General features: G+C 47.1%; 25 protein-coding genes. 13 read left to right on the forward strand and 12 right to left on the reverse strand.

All coding sequences use genetic code 11. The annotated features are described in order from the left end of the window. Positions 1–39: 39 nt before the first annotated feature. Positions 40–1,839: a membrane protein insertase YidC gene (gene yidC / locus IC612_RS05380; RefSeq protein WP_194739154.1), complete on the reverse strand. Its 1,800-nt coding sequence runs from the start codon at positions 1,837–1,839 to the stop codon at positions 40–42. 177 nt (positions 1,840–2,016) lie between these two features. After that, positions 2,017–3,630: a CTP synthase gene (locus IC612_RS05385; protein ID WP_194739155.1), complete on the reverse strand. Its 1,614-nt coding sequence runs from the start codon at positions 3,628–3,630 to the stop codon at positions 2,017–2,019. Between the two features lie 289 nt (positions 3,631–3,919). Between IC612_RS05385 and radA the strand changes: the two genes are divergently transcribed. Both radA and IC612_RS05395 read left to right on the forward strand, forming a co-directional pair. Then, a complete protein-coding gene (gene radA, locus IC612_RS05390; protein ID WP_194739156.1) occupies positions 3,920–5,269 on the forward strand; it encodes a DNA repair protein RadA in 1,350 nt (449 codons plus the stop codon). 30 nt (positions 5,270–5,299) lie between these two features. Beyond that, positions 5,300–5,884: an acyl carrier protein phosphodiesterase gene (locus IC612_RS05395; RefSeq protein WP_194739157.1), complete on the forward strand. Its 585-nt coding sequence runs from the start codon at positions 5,300–5,302 to the stop codon at positions 5,882–5,884. Here the strand turns inward: IC612_RS05395 and IC612_RS05400 are convergent. Further along, positions 5,881–6,402: a DUF6702 family protein gene (locus tag IC612_RS05400; RefSeq protein ID WP_194739158.1), complete on the reverse strand. Its 522-nt coding sequence runs from the start codon at positions 6,400–6,402 to the stop codon at positions 5,881–5,883. The two genes, IC612_RS05395 and IC612_RS05400, sit on opposite strands and share 4 nt — an antisense overlap. A 68-nt stretch (positions 6,403–6,470) precedes the next feature. On the opposite strand from IC612_RS05400, the gene IC612_RS05405 reads away from it, so the two are divergent. The 4 genes from IC612_RS05405 to groL all read left to right on the forward strand — a co-directional run bounded on the left by IC612_RS05405 (position 6,471) and on the right by groL (position 11,658). Beyond that, positions 6,471–7,049: a HupE/UreJ family protein gene (locus tag IC612_RS05405; RefSeq protein WP_194739159.1), complete on the forward strand. Its 579-nt coding sequence runs from the start codon at positions 6,471–6,473 to the stop codon at positions 7,047–7,049. 81 nt (positions 7,050–7,130) lie between these two features. Continuing rightward, a complete protein-coding gene (locus IC612_RS05410; protein WP_194739160.1) occupies positions 7,131–9,500 on the forward strand; it encodes a M1 family metallopeptidase in 2,370 nt (789 codons plus the stop codon). A 178-nt stretch (positions 9,501–9,678) separates the two neighbouring features. Further along, positions 9,679–9,957, forward strand: coding sequence for a co-chaperone GroES (gene groES / locus IC612_RS05415; protein ID WP_194739161.1), 279 nt, complete (start codon positions 9,679–9,681; stop codon positions 9,955–9,957). A gap of 72 nt (positions 9,958–10,029) precedes the next feature. After that, positions 10,030–11,658, forward strand: coding sequence for a chaperonin GroEL (gene groL, locus IC612_RS05420; protein ID WP_194739162.1), 1,629 nt, complete (start codon positions 10,030–10,032; stop codon positions 11,656–11,658). Positions 11,659–11,831: 173 nt separating this feature from the next. Here the strand turns inward: groL and IC612_RS05425 are convergent, their stop codons facing one another. The 4 genes from IC612_RS05425 to truA form a co-directional block, all read right to left on the reverse strand. Continuing rightward, on the reverse strand, positions 11,832–12,683 hold the full coding sequence (locus IC612_RS05425) for a nucleotidyl transferase AbiEii/AbiGii toxin family protein (RefSeq protein WP_194739163.1): 852 nt from the start codon (positions 12,681–12,683) through the stop codon (positions 11,832–11,834). Beyond that, a complete protein-coding gene (locus IC612_RS05430; protein ID WP_194739164.1) occupies positions 12,680–13,309 on the reverse strand; it encodes a type IV toxin-antitoxin system AbiEi family antitoxin domain-containing protein in 630 nt (209 codons plus the stop codon). The genes IC612_RS05425 and IC612_RS05430 overlap by 4 nt, the downstream gene beginning before the upstream one ends. Before the next feature lie 162 nt (positions 13,310–13,471). Beyond that, the gene (locus IC612_RS05435; protein ID WP_194739165.1) at positions 13,472–15,214 is read right to left on the reverse strand and encodes an ABC transporter ATP-binding protein; all 1,743 of its coding nucleotides are present in this window, start codon (positions 15,212–15,214) and stop codon (positions 13,472–13,474) included. A gap of 72 nt (positions 15,215–15,286) precedes the next feature. Beyond that, on the reverse strand, positions 15,287–16,024 hold the full coding sequence (gene truA, locus IC612_RS05440) for a tRNA pseudouridine(38-40) synthase TruA (RefSeq protein WP_194739166.1): 738 nt from the start codon (positions 16,022–16,024) through the stop codon (positions 15,287–15,289). Between the two features lie 32 nt (positions 16,025–16,056). On the opposite strand from truA, the gene IC612_RS05445 reads away from it, so the two are divergent. Further along, on the forward strand, positions 16,057–16,560 hold the full coding sequence (locus IC612_RS05445; RefSeq protein WP_194739167.1) for a metallophosphoesterase family protein: 504 nt from the start codon (positions 16,057–16,059) through the stop codon (positions 16,558–16,560). Then, positions 16,557–17,051: a Smr/MutS family protein gene (locus IC612_RS05450; RefSeq protein WP_194739168.1), complete on the forward strand. Its 495-nt coding sequence runs from the start codon at positions 16,557–16,559 to the stop codon at positions 17,049–17,051. The genes IC612_RS05445 and IC612_RS05450 overlap by 4 nt, the downstream gene beginning before the upstream one ends. Here the strand turns inward: IC612_RS05450 and IC612_RS05455 are convergent. Next, a complete protein-coding gene (locus IC612_RS05455; protein WP_194739169.1) occupies positions 17,044–17,358 on the reverse strand; it encodes a DUF6370 family protein in 315 nt (104 codons plus the stop codon). The two genes, IC612_RS05450 and IC612_RS05455, sit on opposite strands and share 8 nt — an antisense overlap. Positions 17,359–17,508: 150 nt before the next feature. On the opposite strand from IC612_RS05455, the gene IC612_RS05460 reads away from it, so the two are divergent. Both IC612_RS05460 and IC612_RS05465 read left to right on the forward strand, forming a co-directional pair. Then, positions 17,509–18,222: a DUF3822 family protein gene (locus tag IC612_RS05460; RefSeq protein WP_194739170.1), complete on the forward strand. Its 714-nt coding sequence runs from the start codon at positions 17,509–17,511 to the stop codon at positions 18,220–18,222. 99 nt (positions 18,223–18,321) lie between these two features. Then, a complete protein-coding gene (locus IC612_RS05465; protein WP_194739171.1) occupies positions 18,322–18,933 on the forward strand; it encodes an RsmD family RNA methyltransferase in 612 nt (203 codons plus the stop codon). Here IC612_RS05465 and murI read toward each other — a convergent pair. The 4 genes from murI to IC612_RS05485 all read right to left on the reverse strand — a co-directional run bounded on the left by murI (position 18,905) and on the right by IC612_RS05485 (position 23,109). Further along, on the reverse strand, positions 18,905–19,735 hold the full coding sequence (gene murI, locus IC612_RS05470) for a glutamate racemase (RefSeq protein WP_194739172.1): 831 nt from the start codon (positions 19,733–19,735) through the stop codon (positions 18,905–18,907). The two genes, IC612_RS05465 and murI, sit on opposite strands and share 29 nt — an antisense overlap. A gap of 55 nt (positions 19,736–19,790) precedes the next feature. Then, positions 19,791–20,921, reverse strand: a complete 1,131-nt coding sequence (gene hemW / locus IC612_RS05475; RefSeq protein ID WP_194739173.1) for a radical SAM family heme chaperone HemW — start codon at positions 20,919–20,921, stop codon at positions 19,791–19,793. Between the two features lie 3 nt (positions 20,922–20,924). Continuing rightward, complete coding sequence (locus IC612_RS05480) at positions 20,925–22,001, reverse strand: RluA family pseudouridine synthase (RefSeq protein WP_194739174.1); 1,077 nt, start codon at positions 21,999–22,001, stop codon at positions 20,925–20,927. Between the two features lie 82 nt (positions 22,002–22,083). Then, the gene (locus IC612_RS05485) at positions 22,084–23,109 is read right to left on the reverse strand and encodes a PASTA domain-containing protein (protein ID WP_194739175.1); all 1,026 of its coding nucleotides are present in this window, start codon (positions 23,107–23,109) and stop codon (positions 22,084–22,086) included. A 174-nt stretch (positions 23,110–23,283) separates the two neighbouring features. On the opposite strand from IC612_RS05485, the gene IC612_RS05490 reads away from it, so the two are divergent. From IC612_RS05490 to IC612_RS05500, 3 genes are read left to right on the forward strand one after another with little or no spacing between them, the layout of a single operon-like run. Beyond that, on the forward strand, positions 23,284–24,282 hold the full coding sequence (locus IC612_RS05490) for a D-alanine--D-alanine ligase (protein ID WP_194739176.1): 999 nt from the start codon (positions 23,284–23,286) through the stop codon (positions 24,280–24,282). Further along, positions 24,279–24,740, forward strand: coding sequence for a pantetheine-phosphate adenylyltransferase (gene coaD / locus IC612_RS05495; RefSeq protein WP_194739177.1), 462 nt, complete (start codon positions 24,279–24,281; stop codon positions 24,738–24,740). Before IC612_RS05490 ends, coaD begins: the two co-directional genes overlap by 4 nt. 5 nt (positions 24,741–24,745) lie before the next feature. Further along, positions 24,746–25,393 carry a trimeric intracellular cation channel family protein gene (locus IC612_RS05500; RefSeq protein WP_194739178.1) on the forward strand — a complete coding sequence of 216 codons (648 nt, stop codon included), beginning with the start codon at positions 24,746–24,748 and terminating at the stop codon, positions 25,391–25,393. The last annotated feature ends 9 nt before the right edge of the window (positions 25,394–25,402 follow it).

Consider the following 25,402-nt stretch of genomic DNA (forward strand, 5'->3'; position numbering starts at 1 on the left):
GTAGAAAGTGCGGCGGCAGAGGTTGGTCAATGAGAAATATTATTTTTTCTTGCCCTGTGTCTTTTTAAGCTGCTCCTGCTGAAGGGCCTGTTGTTTCTGCGCCTGCTCCATCATCTCCCGCATACGCTTTTGGAATTTTCCTTCTTTCTTAGGCTGGGCTTTATTGGCCTGGATCTGCGCGTGGATTTTCTTCTCATCCAAGATCAGATATTTAATTACCAGGATAATTACAATGTTAATGGCATTGGATACAAAATAGTACCAAGAGAGACCCGAAGCCGAAGTATTCAAAAAGAACAGGAAGGTTATCGGGAAAATATACATAAGGACTTTCATGTTCGGCATACCCGGAGCCGTAGGCTGTTGGATGTTTCCTGCCGTTAGCATCGTATAGATTAAGATCGCGGCCGTACAGGCGATGGCAAACACACTTAAGTGTTCCCCAAGAAAAGGAATATGGAACGGAAGCTTAATCAAATCATCGTAGGCCGTTAGGTCTTTGGCGAACCAGAAACTTTCTCCACGCAAATCAATGAAGTTCGGGAAAAACCGGAACAAGGCATAGAAAATAGGAATCTGTAGTAATGCCGGTAAACATCCAGCCATCTGATTTACCCCAGCCTTCCGGTACACTTCCATGGTTGCCTGTTGACGCTTCATAGCATCAGCATCCTTATACTTTTCATTTACCTCGTCGATCTCCGGACGTATCACGCGCATCATAGCACTGAGCTTATGCTGCTTGAACATGATAGGAGAAAGAATTAGCTTCACAATAATGGTCAATAGGAAAATAGCCCATCCTGCCGTTATACCCCAAGAAGAAATCCAGTTGTACAGTGGCATGAAGAACCAACGGTTCATAGTTCCTATAAAAGACCATCCTAAAGGAAGGATCTCATCAAAATTCTTATCAAAGGATTTTAACAGCTTTAAATCCAAAGGAAGAAAATACCAGCTGAAATCCTGGTTCAGTTCATTGGCGCTCATCGCCACCTGCCCACTGTAGTTTAAAGTTTTAAGATACTCTCCTTCTTCCACTATTTCCTGGTTACCCTTCGAACCCACAAATCCTGTCTTACTTTCTATTATGGAAGAGAAGAACTGCTGCTTCACCCCAATCCAGTTCAGGGTCTCTTCGGTCTCGTCCATTCCGGTCCTTCCATCGTAATCGTACGAAGAATAGTTGTCAAAAGCATACGAAAACTCCGAATGTGTCTGCTCCTGCGAGCGGCCTTTTTCTACGGCGCGCACTTTATAATCCCACTTGAAATCTGCCGCGCTCGAACTGGAAACTTGTCCAAGGCCGCTGGTACGCACTTTAAAGTCCACCGTGTATTTATCTAGTAGTGTATAAATGAATTGAATCGTGGCTCCCTGTACTTGGGTAGTCATGGTAAGGGTATTGCCTTGTACGGTAGGCTGGAAGTTAAGATCCTTGGTACGGATAAGTCTTCCGGCGCGGTCCTTGAACTCAAACCCGTAGCTTGCACTGCCATTATCTATAAGGTATAAAGGAAGATTAGCCTCGTCCTGAGCTTGGTTGTACGCTTTATAGCCTGGAAGCTCCACGCGGCTGATTTGACCTCCCAAAGAAGAGAACTCCAAACGCAGTTCGTTATTTTCCAGCTTGGCCACTTTTACTGGAGAGGCCCCGCTGTTAGAAGCTTGAGGCCCCATGGTAGGCGCTGCGCCCTGCGTGCTGGCCGTTTGTTCCACTGGGGCGGGCGCCTTGGCCTCTTCCCTGCTCTGGAAATAAAACATGGCCCCTAGCATTAAGGCCGAAAAAAGCATAAAACTAATTAACTGGTTCTTGTCTAGACCGTTGTTTTGTTGCATGAGTGGTTATTTTACGTTTTTTTCTCTTGCTCTGCTGCCAGGGCATAAGAAAATTAAAGGTCACAAAATTACTGAAATTTTATTACTTGAGAGCCATTAAAATACGTGGCCTTGCTTGTATTATCCGAGCCCATAAAAAACGCAGTATCTGGTGGATACTGCGCCTTACGTTTTGAATTAATTTTTACTACCACTTGCGGCCTTAATAAGGGCCAGGAACAGGGGATGCGGCTGCACCACGGTACTTTTGTATTCCGGATGGTACTGAACCCCTACGTAGAAAGGATGGTCCTTGAGCTCCAGAGTTTCCACTAAATGGGTATCGGGATTGGTGCCCGAAGGCTGCAGTCCATTCTGTTCGAATAGTTCCTTGTATTCAGAATTAAATTCGTAGCGGTGGCGGTGTCTTTCGGAAATATTTTTCTGTCCGTAGATATCGTAGAGCAAAGTGCCTGCTTTTAGGGTACATTTCCATGCACCAAGTCGCATGGTACCGCCTTTCTCCACCACGTTTTTTTGATCCGCCATTAAAGAAATGACCGGATCCGGCGTAGAGGTATCAAACTCCATGGAATTGGCTTTCTCCAGACCTAGTACACTACGTGCAAATTCTATCGTCATAATCTGCATTCCCAAACAAATACCTAAGACTGGAAGCTTGTTTTCCCGTGCGTATTTAGCAGCCAGGATTTTGCCCTCAATACCGCGGTCGCCAAACCCCGGGGCGATAAGCATTCCGTCCACACCTTTCAAAGTCTCCTTTACGTTATCCTTGTCCAAATCCCCGCTGTACACCCAGCGGATCTTCACCTCCGTATCGAGTTCCGCTCCGGCGTGAATAAACGATTCTGCTATTGACTTGTACGAGTCCTGGAGCGAGACGTATTTACCTACTAGTGCTATCTCCACTTTACGCTTCGGATTCTGGTGGCGTTTAAGAAATTTCTTCCAATCCTTCAAATCTGCTTCTTTCTCGCTTTTAAGGTCCAGGCTTTTAAGTACTACCTGATCAAAGTTCTGCTTCTGTAGATAAAGAGGCACCTCGTAGATAGTCTCCATATCCTTGCATTCAATCACATTCTCCAAGGCTACGTTACAGAACTGCGCCAGTTTGGCGCGCTGCTCCTTAGGGATTTTATGCTCGGTCCTGCATACTAGGACATCGGCCTGGATACCGCTCTCCATAAGCTGCCGCACCGAATGCTGCGAAGGCTTGGTCTTTAACTCTCCACTAGCAGAAAGGTAGGGAAGTAGCGTCAGGTGGATTACCATGGAGTTTTTCTCTCCTAGTTCCCACTCTAGCTGACGTACGGATTCAATATAGGGAAGGGACTCAATATCCCCAACCGTTCCACCGATTTCGGTGATGATGATATCGTAGTTCTGCTTGGAGAGGATTTTTATTCTCCGCTTAATCTCATTGGTAATGTGGGGAATGACCTGAACGGTCTTTCCCAGGAAGTCGCCTTTGCGCTCTTTTTCTATGACGGTTTGGTAGATTCTACCGGTGGTGACGTTATTGTTTTGGGAAGTCGGCGCATTTAAAAAGCGCTCGTAGTGTCCTAAATCCAGGTCCGTTTCCGCACCGTCCTCTGTCACATAGCATTCTCCGTGTTCGTAAGGATTAAGGGTACCGGGATCGATGTTAATGTAGGGATCGAGTTTTTGAATGGTGACATTGAAACCCCTCTCTTTTAACAGTAGGCCCAGCGATGCTGAGACAATGCCTTTTCCTAAAGAGGACGTGACACCCCCTGTCACGAAGATGTACTTGGTACTTTTCTTACTCATTGGATTTAGGTTTGGGCAAAGTTAAAGGAAAAAACCACACCGGCAAAGCGGGTGAAGGCAATTTGAAAAACTTCCACAGGAAGGATTTAACTTTTTGCTGCCCTATGAATCTAGTATATAGGTCTTCATACCAGGGAAGAGAAAGATCTACCTTCCCGTCATTATATATTTTTTCAATTTTTAAGGTCCGCTTTAAGCAATGCATGGTTTAGGGCGGATCTTATGTTTTTGGCCAGAAGGAAGATAAAAAATGTAAATTGCACTATAGAATTTTAAGCTACACTCAAAAATGGCATCCAAAACCAAGACCGCTTATTTCTGCCAGAGCTGCGGCAGCGTATATTCCCAGTGGCACGGGCAGTGTAAGAGCTGTGGCGCCTGGAACACTCTTTCAGAAGAAATTGTGGACAAACCCTCGGGGGCAAAATCCACTCCTAGGAAAAAGAACCATTTAATCAACCTAATTGATGTGGAGATTCAGAAAGAACCCCGCATCAAGACCAACTCCCAGGAGCTGAACCGGGTGCTGGGCGGGGGCATTGTTCTGGGATCGGTGATTCTAATTGGGGGCGAACCGGGAATTGGCAAGTCCACCCTTCTCTTGCAGCTTGCCCTTAAGATGAACCGCACCATTCTCTACGTTTCGGGTGAGGAAAGTGCCTCCCAGATCAAAATGCGCGCGGACCGCCTTTCAGAGGTCCAAAACCCCAACTGCTATCTTTTTACGGAAGTCAGTGTGGAGAAAATTGTGCATGAGGCAAAAAAGCTGCAACCCGATCTTATGATCGTGGATTCCATTCAGACCCTGCATTCGGAAGCCCTGGAAAGTTCTCCCGGCACTGTATCGCAGATAAGGGAGTGTTCCAACGAGCTGATCAAGCTGGCCAAGGAGACCTCCACTCCTATCATCCTGGTAGGACATATCACCAAGGACGGACAAATTGCAGGCCCCAAAGTCCTTGAGCACATGGTGGATGTAGTACTGAACTTTGACGGCGATAGAAACCACCTGTTCCGACTACTAAGGGCCAGCAAAAACCGTTTCGGCTCCACGGCAGAAATTGGCATCTACGAGATGATTGCCCAGGGCCTTAAAGAGATACGCAACCCTTCCCAAATCCTTATTACAAAGAAAACCGAGGAACTTTCAGGAAACTCCGTGGCGGTGAGCCTGGAGGGAAACCGTCCCATGCTGCTGGAAATTCAGGCGCTGGTCAGCTCCGCCGTCTACGGCACGCCCCAGAGAAGTTGCACCGGATTTGACAGCAGAAGACTTAATATGCTTTTGGCAGTGCTTGAAAAACGTGCCGGTTTCCAGCTTGGTGCCAAGGATGTATTTTTAAATATCACGGGGGGAATTAAAACAGACGATCCTGCGCTGGATCTTGCCGTGGTCGCCTCGGTGCTCTCCAGCACGGAAGATATCTCTATTTCGGAAAAATTCTGTTTTGCCGGAGAAATTGGCCTTAGTGGGGAGATACGTCCGGTACCCCAAATCGAGCAGCGCATCTCGGAGGCCGAAAAATTGGGTTACGACAGGATATTTATTTCAAGCCTTAGCAAGATTCCTAAAAACACCTATGGGATTACCATTGTGCAGGTGGGTAAATTGGAGGATTTTCACCAGGCACTTTTTTAACCCCTCAGACGTAACTTAAACCTTTGCCCTATGAACTACCTGGCCCACGCGTACCTGTCCTTCTCGCCCGGCCAAATAGTGGGAAACCTCCTGGTGGACTTTGCTCGCCATAAGGACCGCCGCAGTTACCCCAGGGAAGTGGAGAAGGGAATCGTACTACACCACGCCATCGATTCCTATACCGATACCCACCTGGAAATCCGTAAAGCCAAACTTTTGTTTTCCCCTTTGGTAGGAAGATACAGCGGAGCTATGGTCGATGTGGTACTGGATTACTTTTTAGCAAATGACCCTGTGCGGGGGAATGAGGCTAACTGGAAAGCGTTTACCCGTAAGGTGTATCAAACGCTAGAGGTACATAAAGAGTTTCTTCCTCCAGCGCTTCTCACTGCCTTACCACGTATGCAGCAGGGAGACTGGCTCTATAATTCCCGCTACAAAGAGAACATTGAAAAAGCGCTCCAGCATCTGGTCCATAGGGCCAAATACCTACCCATTGGTACGGACGTATATAAAGTATTTCTGGAAAACGAATCCACGTTGGAAGATTATTACAAAGAATTCTTTCCCCAGTTAGAGGCGTTTGTAAAAAATCTTGAAGCGACCTTGAATTAAAAAGTGCGGTAAAAATAGCGGTCCGGGTAACGTAGCTGGTGGCTTTGTCTTGTACTGCCCACTACGGTATGCACAATATTAAGCTGATCCTCAAAGATAGTATAGAGGACACTTAGGGCTACCTCTACCTTCTTTGGAGCCTTAAGCGGTTCGGATTCCAAATAGACCAGCACCGCTTCCGAGTCCTCCTCAAACCCCAAGTACGTAAAGGAAATCCTTTTTCCATCAGCCTTCACTGCAAAATGCTCACGCAGATAGAGCTCCATGGTCTTTTCCATGAGCCCCCGACTGCTAGAATCATGGAACCTAAGGGCTTTGCCCGCACGTTTGGAGAGCGCCTGCTCCATATCGTCCAGAAAAAATTTTCCGGTAACCTCGAAAGCACGCTCTTTTGTATTATACCGAAGCTCAAGGGAGCCTACATGGTAGGGATGCACTAAAGCATTTTCCCCTTCGGTGGGAAGCGAGCGGATGCCAAAAAGTGAAAAATAAGACAGGAATAGTAGTACTAAAGGCATGAACGGGATTTGGGACTTTGAAAAGCGAAATTAATCATTATTTTCGTAAGCCAAAAAAACACCTAACCATGAACGATTTTCTATTCTACCTGAAACTGGGGTGGGAACACATTATCTCCCTGGATGCCCTGGACCACCAACTTTTTGTTTTGGTTCTTATCTGCGCCTATAACTGGAACGACTTGAAAAAAATTCTTATCCTGGTCACGGCATTCACTATAGGACATTCTATTACACTCGCATTAAGTGTACTGGACCTTTTTCGGGTGGAAAGCACCCTTATCGAATTCTTAATCCCTCTTACCATAGTACTTACCGCTTTGGACAATATGCTACTTCGCAGCCGTCCTAAGAATTTAGCTACTATGAATTACATACTTGCAATGGTTTTTGGGCTGGTGCACGGAATGGGTTTTGCCAACATTGCACGCATGAGCATGGCCAAGGAGCAAAGCATCTTTCTTCCACTGCTGGGCTTTAACATAGGCCTGGAACTGGGGCAGATCGTAGTGGTGGCGGTGCTTCTTATATTTAGTTTTATCGCTGTCTCGCTTTTTAAAGTATCGCGTAAGGACTGGATTCTGTTTATCTCCTCGGGAGTATTTTTTCTCTCCCTTCAGATGACCCTAGAGCGAATCCCCGGCTGATAGGCGTTATTTGCGCCGAGCATTCAAATATTTTTCTCTATTTTTGAGAATTACTTACTCTAATAACCCTTTTATTGCATTATGAAAAAACTGGTCCTTTCATTTGTTTTAGGTCTTTCGGGTCTTTTCTTTGCCCAGAACCACCAGAACAATCCTCAAAGTAACCACGGAAATAAATTCGAGCAGCTGGGAACGATTCTTCCCACACCTAACACCTACCGGACCGCTTCCGGAGCGCCGGGTAAAGAGTACTGGCAAAACCGCGCGGATTATGACATTTCGGCCTATTTGGATGAGGAGAAGAAAAACCTTAGGGGCTCGCAGACCATCACCTACTACAACAATTCGCCGGATCCGTTGGATTACTTGTGGCTACAACTCGACGAAAACGAGCACTCTTCCATAAACAACGCCGGATACGAGCAGTCCTCCACCCTACCTACCGTTACTACCACCGAAAGACTTACCTTAACTGCCCTTCCGCTGCAAGATAACGGTTACGGAGTGAAACTCCATAAAGTAACCGACGGACAGGGAAAAGCCTTGCCGTACACGGTCAATAAAACCATGATGCGCGTAGACCTACCCAAGGTACTGGCACCTGGAGAAAAATACATTCTAAAAATCGACTGGAGCTATAACATTCCCAACCGTTTGACCATGGGGGGAAGAGGAGGCTACGAACATTTTCCCGAGGATGGCAACGATCTTTTTACCATCACCCAGTGGTTCCCGCGCATGGCCGTTTATAGTGATTTCCAGGGATGGCAGAACCATCAGTTCACCGGTCGGGGCGAATTTGCCCTTGTCTTTGGGAATTATAAAGTTTCGATGAATGTGCCTGCGGACCATATTGTGGCCTCCACCGGAGAGGGAAAGAACTTCAAGGAAGTCCTTAGTCCTGCGCAGTACCAGCGCTACCTTCAGGCCCAAAACGCAAGTGAGCCAGTGGAAATTGTAACCCTTGCCGAGGCCACCAAAGCAGAAAAATCCCGCTCCAAAGCTCGTAAGACCTGGGTCTTTGAGGCAAGTGATGTACGTGATTTTGCCTGGACCTCCTCACGCAAATTTGTCTGGGATGCCATGAAAGTGCATATAAAGGAGAACGGCAATAATGTAATGGCCATGAGTCTTTACCCAAAGGAGGCCTACAACCTCTACCGCCGCTATTCCACCCGCGCGGTGGCGCACACCATAAAGACCTACTCGGAGTATACCGTTCCTTATCCCTACCCTACAGCGCAGTCCATTGAGGCTTCCAACGGAATGGAATATCCCATGATCTGCTTTAATTTCGGAAGGACCGAGAAGGACGGCACCTACTCCGAGGCTACTAAAAACGGAATGATCGGTGTGATCATCCACGAGGTAGGACACAATTTCTTTCCGATGATCATCAATTCCGACGAAAGGCAGTGGACATGGATGGACGAGGGACTCAATACCTTTGTAGAGTACCTTACTGAGGAACTGTGGGACAACCGCTTCCCTTCGCGCAGAGGACCGGCGCATACCATTGTGGATTATATGAAGCTTCCAAAAGAGCAGCTTGAGCCTATCATGACCAACTCCCACAACATTATACATTTTGGACCCAATGCCTACGCCAAGCCAGCCACAGGCCTGAATATTCTAAGGGAAACCATCATGGGACGTGAACTCTTTGACAAAGCCTTTAAGACCTACTCCCAGCGCTGGGCATTCCGTCACCCCGAACCGGCCGATTTTTTCCGCACGATGGAGGATGCCAGTGGTGAGGATTTGGACTGGTTCTGGAGGGGATGGTTCTACGGCACCGACCCTGTGGACATCTCCATTGACAAAGTAACGGCAGCCACTGCCGATACTTCCAAAGAGCCTGAGGCGCGTACGATAGAATACACCATAGACAAACCACAGGAGCACCCCTTCCGGGACATCTCCAAAGTGCGTAACCTAGAGGACAAATCCTTAAGTTTTTATACCGATACCGACAAAGAGGCGCGGGACTTCTACTACCGCTATACCCGTGGCGAGGAAAAAGTGGATACTACAAAGAACTATACCTTCACAGTGGACCCCTTTGAGAAACTATCCGCAGCTGAGGCTGCAAAATATAAGAACCTCCACAGCTATCAGATCGATTTCTCCAACAAGGGAGGAATGGTGATGCCAATTATCTTGGAGTTCACTTTTCAGGACGGCACGAAGTTACAGGACAAAAAAGCAGCGCAGATTTGGCGTATGAATGAAAAGAACGTGTCGCTTACCTACCATTTTGACAAGCAGCTCAAATCCATACAACTGGACCCCATGAAAGAAACGGCAGACATCGACGAGAGCAATAATTTCTGGGGAGAAATCCCTGCACCTTCGAGCCGCTTCCAGCTCTACAAGCAAAAAACCGAAGGCTCTGCCAGAGGTGGTGCCACGGGCAGGCTAAACCCTATGCAGGCAGCACAAAAAAAATAGCACTTCACCACATAGGCCATACAAAACCCACCCTCAAGCGGTGGGTTTTGTCTTAGGGTGACATCCAAACTGACAAAATTGCATTTTAAAAGGATGCAACTGACAGTATTACCTTCCCACCGGTCGTGGCACAGCATTGGAGAAATAGCAGGCAGTAACTAATTAAAATTTAAATATTATGTCAGTAAACTTTAAACCATTAGCAGACCGCGTTCTTATCGAACCGACTCAGGCAGAGACTACCACTGCTTCCGGAATCATCATCCCAGACACAGCAAAGGAAAAGCCACAGGAAGGGACCGTGGTTGCGGTAGGGCCAGGTAAAAAAGACGAGCCTACTACAGTAGCTGTAGGAGACAAAGTGCTTTACGGTAAATACAGTGGATCGGAGCTGAAATTAGACGGAAAAGATTATCTGATCGTTAAGGAATCCGACCTTCTAGGAGTTATTTCTTAATACATTTTTCAAAAATTAGAAACCACAATTAACCCAACTACCAGGCCTTAGGCCTGACAAAAAAGAAATATTATGGCAAAAGATATCAAATTTGACATCGAATCCAGAGACGCCCTAAAAAGAGGGGTAGATGCTCTTGCAAACGCAGTAAAAGTAACCCTTGGACCTAAAGGAAGAAACGTAGTAATCGAAAAATCTTTTGGTGCTCCCCACGTAACCAAAGACGGTGTGTCTGTAGCCAAAGAAATTGAGCTGGAAGACAAAGTAGAGAACATGGGTGCGCAGATGGTTAAGGAAGTAGCTTCCAAAACCAACGACATCGCCGGAGACGGAACTACTACTGCTACCGTACTTGCTCAAGCCATCGTTCGCGAAGGACTTAAGAATGTAGCGGCAGGAGCCAACCCAATGGATTTAAAGAGAGGGATCGATAAAGCAGTTACTGCAGTAGTATCCAATCTTCAATCCCAAAGCCAGGAAGTAGGTGAAAGCCAGGAAAAAATCAAGCAGGTAGCCTCCATCTCCGCAAACAACGACGATACCATCGGTAGCCTTATTGCCGAAGCATTCGGAAAAGTAGGTAAAGAGGGTGTGATCACCGTTGAGGAAGCCAAAGGAACCGATACTACGGTAGATGTAGTGGAAGGTATGCAGTTTGACAGAGGATACCAGTCTCCGTACTTTGTGACCAACCCAGAGAAAATGGTGACCGAACTAGAGAACCCGTACATCCTACTAGTGGAGAAGAAAATTTCTTCCATGAAAGAACTTCTTCCAGTACTTGAGCCGGTAGCTCAGGCAGGAAAAGCTCTTGTAATCATCTCTGAGGAGGTGGAAGGTGAGGCGCTTGCTACGCTAGTTGTAAACAAACTTAGAGGCTCCCTTAAAATTGCTGCAGTAAAAGCTCCAGGTTTTGGAGACAGAAGAAAAGCGATGCTTGAAGATATCGCTATCCTAACGGGTGGTCAAGTGATCTCTGAAGAAAGAGGCTTTACCATGGAGAACGTAACGATCGACATGCTTGGAACTGCAGAGAAAGTAAGCATCGACAAAGACAACACTACGATTGTAAACGGTGGCGGAGCAGAAGAAGAAATCAAAGGCCGCGTGAACCAGATCAAGGCGCAGATGGAAACTACTACTTCCGACTACGATAAAGAGAAACTTCAGGAAAGACTTGCCAAACTGGCAGGTGGTGTAGCCGTACTTTATGTAGGTGCTGCTTCTGAGGTAGAAATGAAAGAGAAGAAAGACCGTGTGGACGATGCCCTTCACGCTACAAGAGCAGCAGTAGAAGAAGGTATCGTACCTGGAGGTGGTGTAGCACTTGTACGTTCTATCGCAGCCCTTGAGAACCTTGAGGGAAGCAACCCAGACGAGCTTACCGGAATTAAGATTGTAAAAAGAGCTATCGAAGAGCCACTAAGACAAATCGTTGCCAACGCAGGTGGCGAAGGTTCGGTGATCGTAGCTAAAGTAGCGGAAGGACAAGGCGATTTTGGTTTCAACGCGAAGAACGACGAGTACGTACAGATGTTTGAAGCGGGAATCATTGACCCAACCAAAGTAGTACGTGTAGCGCTTGAAAATGCGGCTTCCGTTTCTGGAATGCTTCTTACTACCGAGTGCGTAATCACTGAAGTGAAAAAAGACGAACCTGCAATGCCGCCAATGGGTGGTGGAATGCCAGGAATGATGTAATCGCCCAGCGCATTACAGAATATAGTATACCGTCCCAAAGGCTTAGGCTTTTGGGACGGTTTCGTTTTAGGGCCACTAGGTGCATTGGTTAAAGTGGAGACTGGATGGGGCTGTTAGAAACTCCCTGTACCTATCTGCTGAAAAAGAGTGTGGTCCTACAACGTGGAATCGGGCTATTTGAATTTAAGGAGTTCCACTAAATCTAAGAAATACTGCCGCGACCATACAGACAGTTCTGCTGGATTAGAGATAAACCGGATGGCATCACGTTTAGCAGTTTCCAGGTTCACACTCCGGATTCTTTCTTTAAGTAGTATTTTAAATTCCTCAGGACTTATGGAATCTTTATTCCAATCCCCACTGTCCTTGGCGCGCAGTACAAAATGGGACAGATTTAGCTCGACCCCTTTCCTTATATACCATTCCATATCGTACCAGTCTCTACCCTTCACGTTGTGCACCCATTTTCTGTATAGTAGAGCATGCATCTTCCCTGCAAACAAATCTTCTTGAACAAAACATTTAACGTAAAAAGAAAAGGGCTTTAAAAGAAGCTTTTCCTCTGTTTCAAAGCCTAAGGGTGGCCTAGTGTCCACTTCAATCTTTATTTTCAGCTTTGGACCTTCACTTAATCCCAATTCAGGTAGTACTGACTGCACTACTAACTCGCTCCATAGGGTCTCTGATTTTAGAAACGCAGATTCTATTGGAGAAGAGACAGCCTTTTGCTTAGATTGTATGGACACCACAATTCCTACCGCTAGGAATTCATTCTCGATCTCCTTAACGTAATCCAGTAGGCTAAAACCTTCTTGCTTTTGGAGGAGTGAAAAATCCAAATCTTCTGAAAATCGATTTAAACCGTAGAATATTCGCAGTGCAGTACCTCCATAAAATGCTGCCTTCTCAAAGAAGCCTCCACGGTAGAGACCAGCTAGTGCAACTTGCTGCATTATTTCACGAAGTGCCTGATGGTACTGTGTACTGGTCTTGGGCTTATACTCTAAGATCCATTCTTTGATCATAACTTTTCAAGTGCTTTAATTAAATACCGTAACGAGTCTTTCTTTTGTGCGTGAGCAATCCAGCTTTCCATTGCAGCGAGGTCGAGTTTTTGCAGCGTCTCCCTATTCATTCTCATATTATCAAGTAGAAAAACTTTCGCGGATTCCACACTACGAAAGCGGATACCACGTGTCGTATACACCTTATCAAAGAGAGCCTTTTCTGCGCTTGCAAGCAGCGCAAATTGATTTTCCCTTAATTTTATGTACTGAATTCCTAATGGATAGTAAGGAAACGGTAGTTTTATATATTCAAAATTCCCAAGTGCATTTGTAAATGTCTTAGAGTTATTTAAAGTCATTGACACGACAGTAAAAACCGCTTCCGGTATGAGCCCGTGGTATGCTAAGGCGGATTCACACGAAACATAACTTGGGCCGTAGAGCGCATTAGCTATTGAAAAGGACTCTGGAATAATTTCTGAGTTCCATAGATACAAGCCTCTACGCAGCGCAACGAGACGATTTTCACTAAGCCATCGATGAATTTTATCATTGGGTCTTCGGTACTCTTTTAATAGCGAAACAAGCAGCTGATGGGAAATCGGCTGAGACTTGTACGCTGCTATATAATCTGCTACATTCACTTTGCAAATGTAAAAAAAAGTAATGATAATCTGATATTTTCAGATTATCTGTAAAAAATTTTACAACTATTAAGTTGTATATAATTCAATACGCTTAGACTAAGAGAAAAGGGATAAGAAAAGACGTCCATTAACTACCACAATTCCAACCTTTAAGGTCTGCTAGGCATCATGGCTTGAAAGTTGAATCTGCGCCTTGTAAAGGGACGAATAATAGCCGCCTAATGCAAGAAGCTCCTGGTGGGTTCCGGTCTCTACAATACGGCCGCTGTCCATTACAATAATTTTATCGGCTCCCTGGATGGTGGAAAGGCGGTGGGCAATAATTATCGAGGTTCTGCCCTTGGTGATTTTTTCCGTTGCCCTTTGAATTAATTTCTCACTTTGTGGATCAATCGAAGAGGTGGCTTCGTCCAGGATCAGAATTTTAGGGTCGGAAAGGTAGGCACGAAGGAATGAGAGCAGCTGCCTTTGCCCAAGCGAAATACTCGAGCCGCGCTCACTTACCTCAAAGTCGTACCCCCCCGGAAGGCTCTGAATGAATTCATCCACCTCGATCTCCCGCGCCGCTTTCTGCATGCGCTCAAGGGTGATGGAATCGTCTCCAAAGGCCAGATTCTCATAGATCGTTCCGTGGAAAAGAAATACATCCTGCAATACCACCCCTACATGGCTTCTAAGACAGTAGAGCTCGTAGTGTTTCACATCTACTCCATCAATGGTGATTTTTCCTGACTCAATATCGTAGAGTCGGGTGATAAGCGATATGATGGTGGATTTACCGGCGCCGGTGGCTCCTACAATAGCCACGCTGTCCCCCGGCTCCACCTTAAAGCTGATACCTTGGAGTACCTTCTGGTTCTGGTCGTAGGAAAAATGCACGTCCTCGAAGGTGATGCGGCCCTCGAAGTGCTCTTTCTTAAAGGTACCGTGGTTGGGTATGGCAAGGTCCTGGTCCATAAGACCCAGCACACGCTCGGCTCCCACAATGCCACGCTGGATGTTATTGAAGCGGTCGGCAATCTGGCGCAGTGGTCGTATCAGCATGGAGATATACTGTATGAATGCAATCACCACTCCGGCTGTGATTGTAATATACCCTCCGTAGAAAAGGATAAACCCTATGAAAAGAGAGGAGATAAGTTCAACCACTGGAAAGAATAGCGAAAAAATAAACACCGTACGTAAGAGCGCTCCTTTCAGAGTGAGGTTAATCGATTCAAATTTTTTATACTCCTGCTGCTCCCTCCCAAAGACTTGTATTAATTGCATACCCGAAAGCCTCTCCTGTACAAAAGAGTTCTGGTTGGCTGTCCACGTACGCTCCTCTCCAAAGGCTTTTTTGAGACGCTTCTGGAAAAAACGTGTGATAACCACCATGAGGGGGAGAATAAGCAGAGTGATGTAACTGAGGTGGGTGTTTGTATTGAACATCATCACAAGGACAAAGACAATGCGAAGGATGTCCCCAAAGACCATGAGAAATCCGTCGGTATAGACTGTAGCAATGGTCTCTACATCTCCTACGGCGCGGGTCACCAGCTGACCGATCGGAGTTTTATCAAAGAAAGATGTCTTAAAGTATATAAGCTTCTCGTAGAGTTTCTCGCGTATATCACGGATTACATTCTGCGAGATGAAGTTAGAGAAATAAACCAGGAAGAAATTAAGGAACGTCTCTAGAAACACCAGTCCCACTAGCCAATAAATATGCTTAAGCATCAAGTCGCGGTCCGAAAGCCGGATAATGTCATTATCCACGATCTGCATGGTGAGGTATGGCCGATAGGTCGAGACCACCGAGAGAAGCACCGAGATTACCAAGGCGAATACAAACCAGGTGCGGAATTTCATTCCGATTAGAAAAAGTCGCCGAAGCAGTTGCCAGGTATTGGTTTTATTCATCAGTGTGTGGATTGATGCAAAAATACGTATTGTTTTTTACTTTTTCAGTGCCTTCCCGCTGGGTGCATACCCCTATAGGGGCGTGGGATACCCGACATCGACCAGATAGAGACCGTGGGCCGGAGCCGACCCTGAAGCCTTAGCCCTACTTTTACTCTGAATGATTCCGTGTAGGTCCTGCGCCTTTAGTTTTCCAAGTCCCACATCTACCAGGGTACCTACTATAGCCCGTACCATATTGCGAAGAAAGCGGTCCGCACAGATACTGAAAACAAGGACGCCCTCTTTTTCTTCCCAAAAGGCGTGGTCGATGCGGCAAAGCGTGGTTTTGTTATCCGCCCCCACCTTGGAGAAACAGGCAAAATCACTGTACTGAAGTACGATTTCTGCCCCTTTCTGCATGGCTTCTACATCAAGGCTGCGCGGATAGATACTCCAGCTCAATCCCTGCAGGAACGGATCCTTCTTAAGGGATATCAGGTACTGGTACCTGCGGTAGGTGGCATCGAACCGGGCATGGAAATCTTCTGAAACCGGCACGATCCTCTCTATCCAAATGTCAGCAGGAAGGTAGCGGTTAAGCCTAGTCACTAGGTCCTGCCGAAGACTCGGCTCAAAATCAAAATGGGCTACCATCTTTTTTGCGTGCACCCCCGTATCGGTTCTTCCTGCGCCCACGGTCTTTACCTGCGCTCCAAGCAGCATACTCAAGGCATCTTCCAAAGTGCCCTGCACGGAGACTTCCCGGGGTTGTATCTGGTAGCCGAAATAGGCAGAGCCATTGTAAGAAAATTCGATTGCGTACCTCAAATGCGTAACTTTGTACGGCAAAAATAACACATTTGAAGAAGATACTCTTACTCTCCGACACACATTCCCATTGGGACGAGCGCCTGGAATACTACGCAAAAGGCGCCGACGAGCTCTGGCACGCGGGGGATTTTGGCAGCAAGGAGGTGGTGGAAAAACTCCAGGCCATCGCCCCACTACGCGGAGTATACGGAAATATTGACGGCGCAGAGTTACGCGCGGAGTTTCCAGAGTATCTGGATTTTACCCTGGAAGGGGTTAGGGTATTGATGCTCCACATTGGAGGATATCCCACGCGGTACTCCCCCAGGGCTAAAGAGCTGCTTAAAAATGGGCCCTTTAGTCTTTTCATTTCGGGACACTCCCACATCCTTAAAGTAATGCACGACAAGGATCTTAATCTTCTGCATCTTAATCCTGGCGCCGCAGGGAAAAGCGGATGGCATAAGGTCCGTACCCTGCTTTCTTTTAGTATGGACGAAGGGGAAATCAAAGACCTTCAGGTGATAGAACTACCTAAACACACCGCCCTATGAAAGTAGGAGACCGCGTCTCAGTAATAGAAGAGGACCTTCGTGGCACCGTAACGAAAATATCCAAAGGAAATGTCGAGTTCTCCGACGCGCACGGATTTGTACATACCCGTAGCACCTCAGAAGTGGTACTTTACAGTCCGGAGCTCTACCATGAGGTTGTCCCCACAAATAAGGAGATCCCACAAAAGCCGAAAAGCAAAAAGCACCAGAAAAAACCTCTGGTGCTGGATTTACATATTGATAAACTTAGCAATACCCCTGAGAAACTCTCCCCCCAGGAGCGACTGTGGCTACAAAAGGATCAGCTGCGCAAGACGCTCGAATTCTGTAAGACACACCGCCTAAAGCGCCTTGAGATCATCCACGGCGTGGGCGAAGGAATCTTACAACAGCTCGTTATAGACCTTTTGGATTCATCGGTTGGTCTTTCCTACCACCATACCGCCATCCTTAAAGAACAAAGCGGCTCGGTGCTGGTAGAATTTACTTAACGGGTTTTTCCAAGTAGGCAAAACGTGTGGCGTGGAATTTACTACCCTTAATCTGACCCGATACGCGCGCCTGCTTTTTCATCATACAGTATCCATCGCTGGCATGGGCATCGCCAAAGACTTTTTTGTCTATTCCTTCCACGTGGTAGATCTTACCGCCATAGTTGATGGCCATATGGCATCCTTTATCGGTCTTCAGGTCGTACTGGCACATACCACAACCAACTTCCACCACCTTGTTTTCCAATTTTTGCCCAAAAGCGATCATGGAGAACCCAAGCATAAGTACAAATAAGAATTTTTTCATTGCTCTGTGATTTTACTAATTTTCAATTTATTTACTGCAGTAAAGGTACATCATAATATACATTACAGAGTATGATTCTACGCATGTTCCTCAAAGGATTTTCTACGTGGAAACTATACCGAATAATTTTAATAAATTTGCATCTGCACTATGAAAAGCCTCAACCTACTTCTTTCGCAAAGCGCCCTGCACTACCAAATTGTAAAAGGACGCAGCATCGTAAAGGAATACGACTACGCCACCACCGAAGAACAGCCCGAGCTCCCGCTGCAATCAATCTTGGAGGATCTCTTAAAAGAGGAGTATACACATATTAAGGTCTATTCCGCCCTAAACCGCTTTTCTATGATGCCTGAGGGATTCAAGGAGCACGAGCTAGGGCACGCACTAGTGAATTTCAATGCCACGCCCCGCCAGGGAGAGGAACTGATGTTGGCAGTGAGCAAGAAATTTGGCCTGCAGTTCTATTATACTTTCCCTGAGGCACTGTACCAGAAAATAAAATCCAGTAAAGCCCGCGTGAGCTTTACTTTCAGCGGAGAGAAACTCCTTTCCCTACTTTCCACCAAAGGCCGCAGCGAAGTACATGTCAACCTCTACCATAACCAGTGTGAGTTTGTGGCCCTGCGCGATAAGAAAGTGCTGCTCTACAACAACCTCGACGTGAATTCCGAAGTGGACTTTCTGTACTTCATCCTTTTTACACTTAGCAAACTGGATTTTTCTCTTCCCACCACCCGTTTTTATGTCTATGGGGAGACCTCAAAGAACCAGACCTTTATCTCGGAACTGGATAAGTTTTCTTCGCATCTGAAGATTCTCTACGACAACATCCCCGGCAAACACTTCATCCTACAAAACTAAACCTCTCCCTTGGTGGGGCGAGGGTAATTTATAGGACCAGGATTTTTGCCCTTGGAGGCGATACTGTATCTTTACACCCAAACACCAAACACAACCCCCATGTTTCGAATCATATCCGGCCGCTGGAAGGCCAAGAAAATAGCAGCTCCCAAAAATTTTGACGTACGTCCCACCACAGACTTTGCTAAAGAGGCCCTCTTCAGCATTCTTGAGCACCGGTACGATTTGCCCTACGTAGCAGTTCTGGACCTGTTTGCCGGGATTGGTTCGATCTCTCTGGAATTCGCCTCGCGCGATACCCAGGACATAACCGCTGTGGAAAACAATGCGCGCCACGCGGGATTCATTTCCCAGACGGCGCACGAGCTGGAACTTTCCCTGCAGATTAGCGTGCTGCGGTACGACGTATACGAATACCTCAAGAAAAACCAGAAGAAGAAAGCCTACGACATCGTCTTTGCCGATCCTCCATTTGAGCAGACCGACGAGAAAAAATACCTCCAGCTCATAGATCAAGTACTCAAGGGAGAATACCTAAAACCCGGAGGTGTATTTATCCTAGAGCACGCCGCGCGCCTGAAACTTCAGCATCCGGCCATTGAAGAATCGCGTAAATACGGGAACCTTAATTTCTCGTTCATTCCGTACAGTGAGCCCTTAGCGAAGGACAATGAAAATAGTGCTACAGAGGATGAAGTTCCAGGGGAATAGAATTCCCAAAAATCTTCTTGGAAATCTTCTCGAAGTTCCGCGTGAGATCCGACACATAGAACTTATGGTAGGTGCCCTTAGTTTCGGTATTGAGGAGATTATGCTGCTCCAGCTCCGTCTTAAGCGCCGAGATCACGATTCTCGGAGAGTCAATTACCCGTACACGATTACCGTAAAAATGACGGATCTCCTCGATCAGCAGCGGATAATGGGTACAGCCTAAAATCAGCGTCTCGATATTCTTAAGCTTAGGCGAGGATAGGTAGTTGTAAATAATGGAATGGGTGATCGGATGGTTCTTAAATCCCTCCTCTATCGCTGGAACCAAAAGGGGCGTAGCGAGTTCGTCGACCTTGATGAACTTATTGTGTTTTCTAATACTTTTCTTATAGAGCCCTGAGCAGACGGTGGCTTTGGTAGCAATCACCCCCACATTGGTGTGGATTTCAAAAGCTACTTTTTCGGCAACCGGAGAAATGACGTCAATCACGGGAACTCTTCCCTGTACCAGTTCCAGTACCTCTTTCAGAGCATTGGCAGTAGCCGTATTACAGGCTATTACAATGGCCTTGCAATTCTGGGACAGTAAAAAATCCGTAATCTTAGTCACATACCCTACAATGGCCTGCGGGCTCTTGTCTCCGTAGGGGAGGTGTTTGGTATCCCCATAATAAATGAAATTCTCCAGGGGGAGCATGCGCTTTAGTTCACGCGCCACGGTAAGGCCCCCGACTCCAGAGTCAAATATTCCGATAGGTTGGCAGGGGGAAAGATGCGAATAATCCGGTTTTTTCTTTTTCAAAAGTGGGACCTTTTTACAAAATTACATTTTTTATGCGAAGCTGCAGTCGGGACATTTACGTCTCGAGGTAAAAAAGATCGGAGGCGATACCGTCAGAGAGGAACCAGTGCGCTACCGGCACCGAAAGAAAATGCCCCTTGGCTACCAAAAGACCCTGCTGCAGTTTTTTTTCAGACTCTCTTTTGAAATGTGCCTCCATAGACTCATTAAGTAAGGGGGCCAGCGTCCGTACATCGACCCCTTCAAGGGTCCTAAGGCCTACCATAATCCGCTCGTTATAGCGCTCACTGTCCGAGAGTATTTCAGACTCCATACGCACAGCAGGCTCATGGAGGTGTTTTAGATAGAGTGCATTATTTGCAATGTTCCAGCTTCTTTTCCTGCCTCCATCGAAGGAATGGGCGGAAGGGCCTATGCCCAGATAGGGCCTAGAGCCCCAGTAGGCGGCGTTGTGCCTAGAGCGCTTTCCAGGGAGGGCAAAATTGGAAATCTCATAGTGTTCAAAGCCTTGGGAAGAGAGATATTCGTGTACGTAGTCAAACGCCTGGGCCTGTACCTTTTCTTCAGGTGCAGGGACCTTTCCTGTTTCCACCCAGTGATGGAGCGCTGTCCTTGGCTCTACGGTCATGGCGTAGGAAGAGATATGTACCACCCCTAAGGCCACCGCCTTCTCCAGATTTTTTCTCCACTCCCCAAGCTCCGTGCCTGGAGAGCCGTAAATAAGATCAAGCGATATGTTGGTGATTCCCATATCCTGAGCTCTTTTTATGGAATCCTCTGCCTGGGAGGCACTGTGGGCCCGGTTCATAAGGCGCAGGTCCTTTTCAAAAAAACTCTGCGTTCCCACCGAAAGCCGGTTCACGCCTATCTCCTTAAGTTCTCTTAAGTACCCCGCGCTTAGATCGTCCGGATTTGCCTCCAGGGTAAATTCCAGATGGGAATCCAGAACATACTGCTTTTCCACGGCATCTACGATGCGGCCCAGATCTTTCGAGGAGAGTAGCGAGGGGGTGCCGCCTCCAAAATAAAGCGTTTCTATATGAGGGTTTTCTAGCTCGTCGCGGCGCTGCTCTAGCTCTGAAATCAGCCCCTGTACCATAGGCTCCATCTGCTGCAGTGAAGTGGAGAAATGAAAGTTGCAGTAGGAACATTTTTGCGCGCAAAAGGGAATATGAAAATAAAGCATGGCTTAGCGGGTAGAAAGGTAGGTGCGCCATTTTTCCAGAGCCTGCTGCATATCTTGGGGCATAGGGCTTTCAAAATGCATATACTCCTTAGTAGTAGGATGAATAAATCCAATGGTATGGGCATGCAGCCCATGGCGGGGAAGTGTTTGGAACTGGTTCTGTATAAACTGCTTGTATTTGGGAAGGTTCTCTCCCCGAAGCGGAATATGCCCCTCGTAGCGCTCGTCGTTAAAGAGGGTATGTCCTATGTACTTGAAATGCGCCCGGATCTGGTGGGTTCTTCCCGTCTCGAGCTTGCATTCCACCCAGGTCATATAACGCAGTCTTTCAATCACTTTATAATGCGTCACGGCATGCTTTCCATGCTCTCCCTGAGGATAAACACTCATCTGCATGCGGTTCTTTGGGTGCCTTCCGATATGTCCTGTGATCGTTCCTTCGTCTTCCTTTACATTGCCCCACACAAAGGCCCAGTACAGACGGTGGGTCTTGCGGTCAAAGAACTGTTTGGCAAGAAAACTCAGAGAGTACTCGTTTTTGGCAATAACCAGCAGACCTGAGGTATCCTTATCAATACGGTGTACCAGTCCGATACGGTCCAAATCCGTCTCCAGACCTTGCTGCTGGAAATGGAAAGCCAGGGCATTGACCAGTGTGGAGTCCCAATTCCCAAAGCCGGGATGAACTACCATCCCTGGGTCCTTGTCCACTACAAGCACGTCCTGGTCCTCATAGATGATCTTAATAGGTATATCTTGGGGAACGATCACGTTCTCTCTAGGCGGTGTGCTCAGCAGCACCGAAATCTGATCTCCAGGTTTGACGCGGTAGTTTTGTTTTACAGCCTGTCCATTGACCTGCACGTTTCCAGCCCTGCAGCTCTGGGAAATTTTATTACGCGAAGAGTTCTGACGGTACAGCAGCAGAAACTTATCGATGCGCAAGGGTTCCTGCTTCTTATCCACAGTGATGCTTAGGTGCTCGTACAGCCCCGAAGTTTCTTCCTGATCCCCACTTTCCAGCCCTTCCAGGTCCAACTCGTCCTCAGGACCGAAAGGGGTTGTATTTTGTTCTGACATACTTTAAAAAAAGCTTCCTCCCTTCAGGGCTGAAGCTTTATGGTTTTTATAATTATTAGTACTAAAATTCCTAGGTACCTCCCTACTCTACAATCACTTTTCGCACCTTAGGCTTCTCCTCGGTCTTTGCAGGTTCAGAGGCGGGTTTGGATGTAGTGGGTTTCTCCTCTTTCTTCACGGTGCTTCCTGCCGCAGGAGCAGTAGTAGATACTGGTTCCTGAGTCGAAGGAGGGTTCTCCGGTTCTCTTCTAGGAGAAGGCACCCGTAGAGGCTCGGAAGTTATATCAAGTGGCTCCGAGTAGGCAGGTTCCGCCATACGGTAGATTTTGTTGAGTTGCTGAATTTTGGAGCGCAGCTGGGCCGGGGTCTTTTTACTGGCCCATAGATCGATCTGCATCCCCTGGTCGCGGATCGCTCCCCCTTGGGGATCCTGGTAGTAGACAATATCCGACTCGTCGGCTTTACCGTCTTCGTAGTCCACCAGTCCTATCTCAAAGAGGTTATTGGTGATAACTGCTTTAGCTTCCTGTACGGTCAGACCCACCAGATTAGGTACCGTCACATTACGCTTCGGTCCGGTTCCAATGACTAGATCAATGGTGGAAGCCCGTGGAAGTTTCGCGCCCGGTTTAATAATCGTTCCTCCAAGCTGCATACGTATCACGGCATCGCGCTGAATATTCGGCTCGTAAATGGTATCTCCTACCCTAAGACCTACGGCTTCCAGTTGTCGGAACGCCAGTCCTTTGTAACGGTCCAAGATATCGGGAACCTGCACCGGCGCATAGGTTCTTGGGTTCACTTTTAAAAGTATAGCCCTTCCCCCCTTTACCCTAGAGCCTGCACCTGGATAGATTTGCAGTACCTGGAAAGGCTTGAATTTGGGGTCGAACTTAAAACTGTCCACCTCGTAGGCCAGTCCCTGATCGTCGAGCACCTCAATTGCTTTATGTACCGACATATTCACCACATTGGGTACGGGAATCTCTTTACCGTGGTTGGTATGAAGTTCCAGCCAACGGAAGGTGAGCCACACCAGCGCTACGAAAACGCCCGCCGCAAGCAGCAGATTAACAACGACTTTCCAGTGGAATAAGGATTTGAGCATAGATAGGCAATTAAGTAGGCAAATATAATTAATAATTTGCGAAAGTATTTTGGATTTTACCTTGGTGCTGCGTAATACTTTAGGGCCGCAGTTCTAAAGAAAGCAAAACGCATCGACAAAAAGCAGCACCCAAACGACAATTTGTTTAAATTTGCTTTCAAACAAAGAAAAACTATGGCAAAAACGAGCGTAGCTGTGGTAATGGGGGGATACAGCGACGAATCTGTGGTCTCACTCAAAAGCGGCGCCCTGATTTACGATTCTCTTTCCAAAGAACGTTACGATGTGCACCGGGTACACATCCTAAAAGAGGGATGGTTCTACCTGGACTCTCAGGGCCAAAGATATCCCCTAAACAAAGCGGATTTCAGCGTGGATTTACCCAGTGGCAAAACTCTTCGGTTTGATGTCTGCTTTAACACCGTTCATGGACGCCCGGGAGAAAACGGTGAACTTCAGGCCTATTGGGATACGATAGGACAGAGGTACACGGGATGCGATTTCTATCAAAGTGCCCTTACATTCAACAAAAAGGACACCCTAGCCGTACTCTCCAAGTACGGAATTCCTGCTGCAGAGAGTTTCTATATACGCAAAGGGGAGCACTACGATTTTCAAGTCATAGTCGACACCTTAGGCCTGCCGCTCTTTGTAAAGCCCAACCAGAGTGGATCCTCCCTGGGGATTTCCAAGGTCAAGACCTTGGAGGAGCTACCCGAAGCATTCCGCGTGGCATTTAAGGAAGACGAGGAAATTTTGGTGGAGAAATTTCTCGACGGAATGGAGGTCTCCGTCGGGGTAGTGGATCTAAATGCGGAGCCTACAGTGATCGGCATCACCGAGATTGTTCCAGAGAGCGAATTCTTTGATTACGCAGCCAAGTACGAAGGCAAAAGTCAGGAGATCACGCCGGCGCGTATCGATGAGGCTACCCGCTGCACCATCGAGCAGATAGCTCTTAGAGCCTACCGAAGTCTGGGAATGAAAGGCTTCTCCCGAAGTGAATTTATCCTGTGTAAGGGCATCCCCTACATGCTGGAAATGAATACCAACCCTGGATTCTCCCCTCAGAGCATCCTTCCCCAACAAGCCCGCCACTACGGCATCTCCATCGAGGAGCTATGTCAGGGACAGGTCGAGCGGGCCCTTGAAAAACCTAAACCACACGCATGAGAATAGCCGTATTCCCTGGATCCTTTGATCCCATTACCCTTGGACACTACGATATTGTAGAGCGCGCCGTGCCGCTTTTTGATAAAATCATCATTGCCATTGGACAGAACTCGCAAAAGAAATATATGTTTTCCCTAGAACAGCGAAAGGAATTCATAAAAAAGACCTTTGCGGATTTCCCCACCGTGGAAGTGGACCATTTTGAGGGCCTGACTATAGACTATTGCAAAAGCCGTGGTGTGAAGTTCATCCTGCGCGGACTACGTAATCCGGCGGATTTTGAATTCGAAAAGGCCATCGCCCATACCAACCGCGAACTTACCAAATCCGACCGCGTGGAAACCATATTCCTTTTGACCTCTTCAGGAAAATCCTTTATTTCCAGCTCCATTGTTCGGGAAATCATTACCTTTAAAGGGAACTACGAACTTCTTGTACCACCCGCCGTGCGTGTTTAGAAGCTATGGAAGCCCAGACCCTGCATACAAATTTTAATCTCCTCATTGAGATCTTTGGCACCGTTTCGTTCGCCATGTCGGGAGCCTTTGCCGCCATGCAAAAACGCTTCGACCCTTTCGGTGTGCTGATCATTGCCTTTGTCACTTCGGTAGGCGGAGGCACATTAAGGGATTTGCTGCTGGACGTACCGGTCTTTTGGATGCGGGACCTTGTCATCTGTACGATGATATTCATCGGTGCGGTGCTTGCCATTGTGGTGAAATCCTTCGAGCGCAACTTTAAAGTCACCCTATTTATATTCGACAGCCTGGGACTGGGACTCTTCACCATTATAGGCATCCAGAAAGGCCTCAATGCAGATCTCCATCCTATTATATGTCTTACCTTAGGTACGATTACCGGCTGTTTTGGAGGTATCACCAGGGATTTATTCCTAAACCGTATTCCCCTCATATTCAGAAAAGAAATCTACGCCACTGCCTGTATCGTTGGTGGATCACTCTTTTTGCTGCTTACCTACTACAGTTCTTTTTCCTACATGCTGGTACAGATCTCCACCATCGTACTGATTGTAGTGATACGTACCCTGGCAGTGAAGTACCAGTGGGAAATGCCTAAATTTTACGAATCTCGCGACCAGGGCGAATTTTAATTGCTACGG

This window comes from Planobacterium oryzisoli, from assembly GCF_015354315.1.
Classification (GTDB): Bacteria; Bacteroidota; Bacteroidia; order Flavobacteriales; family Weeksellaceae; genus Planobacterium_A; species Planobacterium_A oryzisoli.

Bases quoted from the DNA above. Each gene is read 5' to 3' on its own strand.
- IC612_RS05425 (WP_194739163.1), bottom strand. From the start codon at position 12,683: ATGATCAAAGAATGGATCTTAGAGTATAAGCCCAAGACCAGTACACAG.
- IC612_RS05485 (WP_194739175.1), bottom strand. From the start codon at position 23,109: ATGCTCAAATCCTTATTCCACTGGAAAGTCGTTGTTAATCTGCTGCTT.
- yidC (WP_194739154.1), bottom strand. From the start codon at position 1,839: ATGCAACAAAACAACGGTCTAGACAAGAACCAGTTAATTAGTTTTATG.
- IC612_RS05400 (WP_194739158.1), bottom strand. From the start codon at position 6,402: ATGCCTTTAGTACTACTATTCCTGTCTTATTTTTCACTTTTTGGCATC.
- IC612_RS05500 (WP_194739178.1), top strand. From the start codon at position 24,746: ATGGAAGCCCAGACCCTGCATACAAATTTTAATCTCCTCATTGAGATC.
- IC612_RS05490 (WP_194739176.1), top strand. From the start codon at position 23,284: ATGGCAAAAACGAGCGTAGCTGTGGTAATGGGGGGATACAGCGACGAA.
- groES (WP_194739161.1), top strand. From the start codon at position 9,679: ATGTCAGTAAACTTTAAACCATTAGCAGACCGCGTTCTTATCGAACCG.
- radA (WP_194739156.1), top strand. From the start codon at position 3,920: ATGGCATCCAAAACCAAGACCGCTTATTTCTGCCAGAGCTGCGGCAGC.
- IC612_RS05385 (WP_194739155.1), bottom strand. From the start codon at position 3,630: ATGAGTAAGAAAAGTACCAAGTACATCTTCGTGACAGGGGGTGTCACG.
- IC612_RS05480 (WP_194739174.1), bottom strand. From the start codon at position 22,001: ATGTCAGAACAAAATACAACCCCTTTCGGTCCTGAGGACGAGTTGGAC.
- hemW (WP_194739173.1), bottom strand. From the start codon at position 20,921: ATGCTTTATTTTCATATTCCCTTTTGCGCGCAAAAATGTTCCTACTGC.
- groL (WP_194739162.1), top strand. From the start codon at position 10,030: ATGGCAAAAGATATCAAATTTGACATCGAATCCAGAGACGCCCTAAAA.
- IC612_RS05455 (WP_194739169.1), bottom strand. From the start codon at position 17,358: ATGAAAAAATTCTTATTTGTACTTATGCTTGGGTTCTCCATGATCGCT.
- IC612_RS05460 (WP_194739170.1), top strand. From the start codon at position 17,509: ATGAAAAGCCTCAACCTACTTCTTTCGCAAAGCGCCCTGCACTACCAA.
- IC612_RS05405 (WP_194739159.1), top strand. From the start codon at position 6,471: ATGAACGATTTTCTATTCTACCTGAAACTGGGGTGGGAACACATTATC.
- IC612_RS05410 (WP_194739160.1), top strand. From the start codon at position 7,131: ATGAAAAAACTGGTCCTTTCATTTGTTTTAGGTCTTTCGGGTCTTTTC.
- IC612_RS05465 (WP_194739171.1), top strand. From the start codon at position 18,322: ATGTTTCGAATCATATCCGGCCGCTGGAAGGCCAAGAAAATAGCAGCT.
- coaD (WP_194739177.1), top strand. From the start codon at position 24,279: ATGAGAATAGCCGTATTCCCTGGATCCTTTGATCCCATTACCCTTGGA.
- IC612_RS05435 (WP_194739165.1), bottom strand. From the start codon at position 15,214: ATGAATAAAACCAATACCTGGCAACTGCTTCGGCGACTTTTTCTAATC.
- IC612_RS05450 (WP_194739168.1), top strand. From the start codon at position 16,557: ATGAAAGTAGGAGACCGCGTCTCAGTAATAGAAGAGGACCTTCGTGGC.
- IC612_RS05395 (WP_194739157.1), top strand. From the start codon at position 5,300: ATGAACTACCTGGCCCACGCGTACCTGTCCTTCTCGCCCGGCCAAATA.